The organism is uncultured Amaricoccus sp. (assembly GCF_937858865.1).
GTDB lineage: Bacteria > Pseudomonadota > Alphaproteobacteria > Rhodobacterales > Rhodobacteraceae > Amaricoccus.
Genome location: NZ_CALLYO010000395.1, coordinates 1 through 6,327 on the forward strand (window position 1 = coordinate 1; position 6,327 = coordinate 6,327).

Here is a 6,327-nt window from a genome sequence, read left to right on the forward strand (position 1 = left end):
ACCAGCCAGGTCGCCGGGTGCACCTCGCGCGCCCGCCCGGTTCCCGCCTTGATCAGCGCGTAGCTGATGAAGCCGAAGGCGAGGCCGTTGGCGATCGAGTAGGTGAAGGGCATCATCAGCGCGGTCAGCGCCGCCGGCGCCGCCTCGGTGATGTCGTCCCAGTCGATGTCGGTGAGCTCGCGCATCATCAGGCAGGCGACGAAGAGCAGCGCCGGCGCGGTGGCGAAGGCCGGCACCGAGCCCGCGAGCGGCGCGAAGAAGAGCGCGAGCAGGAAGAGGACGGCGACGACGATGGCGGTCAGCCCGGTGCGCCCACCCGCCGCGACGCCCGAGGCGCTCTCGACGTAGGCGGTGGTCGAGGAGGTGCCGAGGAAGGACCCCGCGACGATCGCCGAAGAGTCGGCGAGGAGCGCGCGGCCGAGCTGCGGGTTGGTGTGCCCCGGGCCCTCGGTCAGCAGCCCGGCCCGCTTGGCGACGCCGATCAGCGTGCCGGTGGCGTCGAAGACCTCGACCAGCACGAAGACGAGGACGACGTGGAAGATGCCGACCCCGATCGCGCCCATCACGTCGAGCTGCAGGAAGGTCGGCGCGATCGACGGCGGCACGTCCATGATCCCGCCGAACTGGTTGATCCCGACGATCATGCCGACGACGGTGAGGACGAGGATGCCGATCAGGATCGAGCCCTTGACCTTCAGCGAGTCGAGCGCGGCGATCAGGAAGAAGCCGAGGATCGCCAGCATCGGCGCCGGCTGCATCATGTCGCCGAGCGCGATGAAGGTCGCCTCGTTCGCCACCACGATCCCGGCGTTCTTCAGCGCGATGATGCCGAGGAACATGCCGATGCCGGCGGCGACCGCGCTGCGCATCGAGTGCGGGATGCCGGCGATCAGCCAGCGCCGCACCCCGGTGACGGTCAGGATGAGGAAGATGCAGCCCGAGATGAAGACGGCCCCGAGCGCCTGCTGCCAGGTGAAGCCGAGCGCGCCGACCACGGTGAAGGCGAAGAAGGCGTTCAGCCCCATGCCCGGCGCCATGGCGATCGGCCAGTTGGCATAGAAGCCCATGATCGCCGAGCCGAGCGCGGCGGCGAGGCAGGTGGCGACGAAGACGGCGCTCTGGTCCATGCCGGTCGTCGCCAGGATCTGCGGGTTCACGAAGATGATGTAGGCCATCGTCAGGAAGGTGGTGATGCCCGCGATCACCTCCGTCCGCACGTTCGTGCCCTTCTCGGTCAGCCCGAAGAAGCCGTCGACGCCGCCCCGGGCACCGGTCGGTGCCGAGTTCTGCTGTGCCATCCCTGTGGGTCCTTCCCTAGCCGGCGTCGGCGCGGGTGACCTCGACCGGTCCCGCCTGCGACGCCGCGATGCGTTGCATGATCTCCGCCGCGACGAAGGCGGCGATGACTTCTGGTCGCTTGTCCGGCCGCCCCGCCCGCCCGATCGGGCAGACGAGGGCGTCGGTCGGAACCTCTCCCGCCCCGGCCAGCCAGCGCCGGAAGGAGACGAGCTTGGTCTTCGACCCGATCATCCCGACATAGGCGGCGTCGCCGCGCGCCAGCGCCTCGCGGGTGATCAGGAAGTCGAGCGCATGGTCGTGGGTCAGCACCACGAAGGCCGAGCCGGCGGGCGCCCGGCGCACCACCTCCTCGGGGAGCGGCGTCAGGACGCGCTCGACGCCCTGCGGGCCCATCGAGAGCTCCTCCTCCCGCCCGTCGACGAGCAGCGGGCGCACCGGCAGCAGTGCCAGCGCCGCGGCCAGCGCCCGCCCGACGTGGCCGGCGCCGAGGACATAGACCGAGGGGAGCGCCGCGCGCTCCCGCTCCACCTGCTCGAACAGCCGGTCGAGCGTCGACCCCTCGGCCCGCACGATGGTGATGCGGGTGCGCCCGCCGCAGCACTGGCCGATCTCCGGCCCGAGCGGCACGTCGAGCAGCTGCCGCATGCCGCCGCGGGCGAGCAGCGCCCGGGCCGCGTCGATGGCGATATACTCGAGCTGCCCGCCGCCGATGGTGCCGAGCGTCCGCTTCTCGGAGACGAGCATCCACGCCCCGACCTCACGCGGGGTCGAGCCGCGCGCCGTCTCGACCCGGACCAGCATCATCGGCCCCTGGTCGAGCATCGCCTCCACCGCCTCGCGCCGCACGGCCATCACCAGCCCCCCAGCCGGGTGATCGCCGCCAGCACCCGCTCCGGCGTCGCCGGCGCGTCGAGCCGCGGGCATTCGCGATAGTCGGCGACGCTCGCCACCGCCATCGACAGCGCCTCGAGCACCGAGATCGGCAGCATGAACGGCGGCTCGCCCACCGCCTTCGAGCGGCGGATCGTCGCCTCGCGGTTCACCGACCAGTCGGCGAGCTTCACGTTGAAGATCGCCGGCCGGTCGCTGGCGAGCGGGATCTTGTAGGTCGAGGGCGCATGCGTCCTGAGCCGCCCCTTGTCGTCCCACCAGAGCTCCTCGGTCGTCAGCCAGCCCATCCCCTGGATGAAGGCGCCCTCGACCTGCCCCTTGTCGACCGCCGGGTTCAGCGACCGCCCGACGTCGTGCAGCACGTCCACCCGGTCGACGACATACTCGCCGGTCAGCGTGTCGACGCTTACCTCCGAAACCGCCGCGCCGTAGGCATAGTAGTAGAAGGGCCGCCCCTTGCCCGCCGCGCGGTCCCAGTGGATGTCGGGCGTCTTGTAGAAGCCCGCCGCCGACAGATGCACCCGCCCGAGATAGGCCTCGCGGATCAGCTCGTCGAAGCTCACCCGCCGGTTGCCGATCCGGATCATGTTCGGCTCGAAGACCACCTGGTCCTTCTCCACCGAATGCTGCTCGGCGGCGAAGTCGACCAGCCGGTCCTTGATCTGCTCGGCGGCGTTCTGCGCCGCCATCCCGTTCAGGTCCGACCCCGAGGAGGCCGCCGTCGCCGAGGTGTTCGGCACCTTCGCCGTCGTCGTCGCGGTGATCTTCACCCGGTCGAGGTCGACCTGGAAGACGTCCGCCACCACCTGCGCCACCTTGGTGTTGAGGCCCTGCCCCATCTCGGTGCCGCCGTGGTTCAGGTGGATCGACCCGTCGTTGTAGACATGCACCAAGGCGCCCGCCTGGTTGTACCAGGTGGCGGTGAAGCTGATGCCGAACTTGACCGTCGAGAGCGCGATCCCCTTGCGGATCACCCCGCCCTTCGCGTTCCAGTCCAGCACCGCCCGGCGCCGCGCCGCATAGTCCGACGAGGCGACGAGCTCGTCCACCACCTTGTCGATGATCGAGTCGGTCACCGTCTGGTGGTAGGGGGTCACGTCGCGCCCCGGCCCGCCGTAGAAGTTGGCCCGCCGGACCTCGAGCGGGTCCTTGCCGAGCGCATAGGCGATCTCCTCCATGATCCGCTCGCCGATGATCAGCCCCTGCGGCCCGCCGAACCCGCGGAAGGCGGTGTTGGAGACCGTGTTGGTCTTCATCGGCTTCGAGACCAGCCGGACCGCCGGATAGTAATAGGCGTTGTCGGCATGGAAGAGCGCCCGGTCGGTCACCGCCCCGGAGAGGTCGGCCGAGAAGCCGCAGCGCGCCGCGAAGCTCGCGTCGACCGCCAGCACCCGGCCCTCGTCGTCGAAGCCGACCTCGTACTCGTTGAGGAAGTCGTGCCGCTTGCCGGTCGCGGTCATGTCGTCGTCGCGGTCGGGACGGATCTTCACCGCCCGCCCCCACTTCTTCGCGGCGAGCGCGACGATGGCGGCGAAGAGGCTCGGCTGGCTCTCCTTGCCGCCGAAGCCGCCGCCCATGCGCCGCACGATGACGGTGACCGCGTTCGACGGCACGCCGAGCACGTGCCCCACCATGTGCTGCACCTCGCTCGGGTGCTGGGTCGAGGAATAGACGGTGACCTCGTCGTCCTCGCCCGGCAGGGCGAAGGCGATATGCCCCTCGAGATAGAAATGGTCCTGCCCGCCGACCCGCATCCGCCCCTTCAGCCGGCGCGGCGCCGCCGCCATCGCCGCGGCGACATCGCCCCGCTCGAGCTTCAAGGGATCGGTCACGAACGGATAGCCGGCCTCGATCGCCTCGGCGACGTCGGTGACGTGCGGCAGGTCGCGGTACTCCACCTTCGCGAGCTTGGTCGCCCGCCGCGCCTCGTCGCGCGTCTCGGCGATCACCGCGAAGACCGGCTGGCCGAGGAACTCGACCTTGCCGGCGGCCAGCACCGGATCGTCGTTCTTGCCGACCGGGCTCACGTCGTTGTGCGGGATGTCGGCGGCGGTGAAGACGTCCACCACCCCCGGCGCCGCCCGCACCGCCTCGAGATCCATCGCGACGATCTCGGCATGCGCCCGCTCGCTGAGCCCGAGATAGGCGTGCAGCGTGCCGACCGGCTCGACGATGTCGTCGGTATATTCCGCCTCGCCGGTGACATGCTTGTGGGCCGAGTCGTGGCGCTGCGCCATGTGCACGCCGCCGCGGATCGCCGGCTCCATCCTCATCATCGAAGCCATCACGCCACCTCCCGCACCAATTGCGCCGGCTGGCCCTTGCTTTCGAGATAGAACCGCCGGAGCAGATTTCCCGCCACCCGCGCCCGGTAGTCGGCCGAGGCGCGCCAGTCAGTCAGCGGGGTGAAGTCCTCGGCCAGCGCCTGCTGCGCCGCCGCGATCGTCTCCTCGGTCCAGGGCTTGCCGACCAGCGCCGCCTCGGCCCCGGCCGCCCGCTTCGGCGTCGCCGCCATGCCGCCGAAGGCGATCCGCACCGCCCTGACGACGCCCGCCTCGACCGTCACCTGCAGCCCGCAGGCGACGGCCGAGATATCCTCGTCGCGCCGCTTGGTGATCTTGTAGGCGGCGTTGAGGCTGTCCGGGGCCGGCCGCGGCAGGAAGATCTCCTCGACGAACTCGCCTGGCGCCCGGTCCTGCTTGCCGTAGGCGATGAAGAAGGCCTCGAGCGGCAGGCTGCGCCGCGCCGCCCCCTTCCGCAGCGTCACCGTCGCGCCGAGCGCGATCAGCGCCGGCGGCGTATCGCCGATCGGCGAGCCGTTGGCGATGTTGCCGCCGACCGTGCCCATGGCGCGCACCTGCCAGCCGCCGATCCGCCGCCAGTAGGCGGAGAGATGCGGGAACTCCCGGTCCACCACCGACTGGAACTCGTCGTAGCTGACCCCGGCGCCGATCCGCACCCCCTCGGGGGTCACCTCGATGCCGTGCAGCTCCTCGAGATGGGCGATGAAGACGGCGGGGGCGATATTGCGCATGAACTTGGTGATCCAGAGCCCGACGTCGGTCGAGCCGGCGACGATGGTCGGCTTCTCGACCTCCTCGAGCACGGCGGCGAGATCGTCGACCGAGGCCGGCAGGATCACCCGGTCCTCGCCCTGCCGGATGTCGACCCGCGCGCCGTCGTCGAGCGCGGCGAGCCGCGCCAGCACCGCGGTGCGCTCGCCGAGCAGCGGATCGGCCCCGGGCGAGGCCGCCGCCGCCGCCCGCGCGGCGGTGATGATCGGCTGGTAGCCGGTGCAGCGGCAGAGGTTGCCCTGCAGCGCCGTCTCGATCTCGCCCTCCGAGGCGTCGGGCTTGCGCATCCAGAGCCCGTAGAGCGACATGACGATCCCAGGCGTGCAGAAGCCGCACTGGCTGCCGTGGAAGTCGACCATCGCCTGCTGCACCGGATGCAGCTCGCCGCCCTTCGCCAGATGCTCGATCGTCACCACGTGGCAGAGATCGACCGAGGCGAGCAGCCGGATGCAGGCGTTGACCGGCTCGTAGACGAGCCCCCCCGCCGTGCGCCGCCCGACCAGCACCGTGCAGGCGCCGCAGTCGCCCTCGGCGCAACCCTCCTTGGTGCCGCGCAGCCGCTGCGACAGCCGCAGATGATCGAGCAGGGTATCGGAGGAACGGACCTGCGTGAGATGGACCTCGCGCTCGTTCAGGATAAAGCGGATCTCGTTCCGAACTCTAGTCAAGGTCGACTCCTTTGTTCGAGGAAACGCACTGGGCGCCCGGAGAAGCCGCGACGCCGCCATCAGACAGCGGAACCGCGCCACGCGGCAACAGATATCGGCAGGACGCCGCGCCGGCCGGCACGAGGAGACAGGGCGTGCAGTGCATGTCGTTCATCCTCCCGGCGCCGTTCCGGCCTTTTCTTGCCGCCCATTCTTCGCCGAGCCGACGTTCAAGAAAAGCCGGGCAGTCGCTGATGTCTTTCAACGCACCGTAAATAATCCCCGCCCCGCCGGCCCCCCGCGGCGCCCCTCCCGGACCACCGCGACGGACAAGCCCTTCCAAGGCTTTCATACTGGCATGAAACCCTATCGAGCAGGCGAGGGGCCCCGCCAACAGGCGGGGAGAACAATGACTC

Annotated in this window: 4 protein-coding genes; all 4 read right to left on the reverse strand. The window is 70.4% G+C overall.

Going from position 1 to position 6,327, the window contains the following annotated elements; all coding sequences use genetic code 11:
• The coding region (locus Q0112_RS11605; protein WP_297975486.1) for an NCS2 family permease at positions 1–1,298 on the reverse strand (1,298 nt) is incomplete at its 3' end.
• A gap of 16 nt (positions 1,299–1,314) precedes the next feature.
• On the reverse strand, positions 1,315–2,151 hold the full coding sequence (gene xdhC, locus Q0112_RS11610; protein WP_297975488.1) for a xanthine dehydrogenase accessory protein XdhC: 837 nt from the start codon (positions 2,149–2,151) through the stop codon (positions 1,315–1,317).
• Positions 2,151–4,463 carry a xanthine dehydrogenase molybdopterin binding subunit gene (gene xdhB / locus Q0112_RS11615; RefSeq protein WP_297975492.1) on the reverse strand — a complete coding sequence of 771 codons (2,313 nt, stop codon included), beginning with the start codon at positions 4,461–4,463 and terminating at the stop codon, positions 2,151–2,153. The genes xdhC and xdhB overlap by 1 nt, the downstream gene beginning before the upstream one ends.
• An 11-nt stretch (positions 4,464–4,474) precedes the next feature.
• Complete coding sequence (gene xdhA / locus Q0112_RS11620; RefSeq protein WP_297975490.1) at positions 4,475–5,932, reverse strand: xanthine dehydrogenase small subunit; 1,458 nt, start codon at positions 5,930–5,932, stop codon at positions 4,475–4,477.
• Between the last annotated feature and the right edge of the window lie 395 nt (positions 5,933–6,327).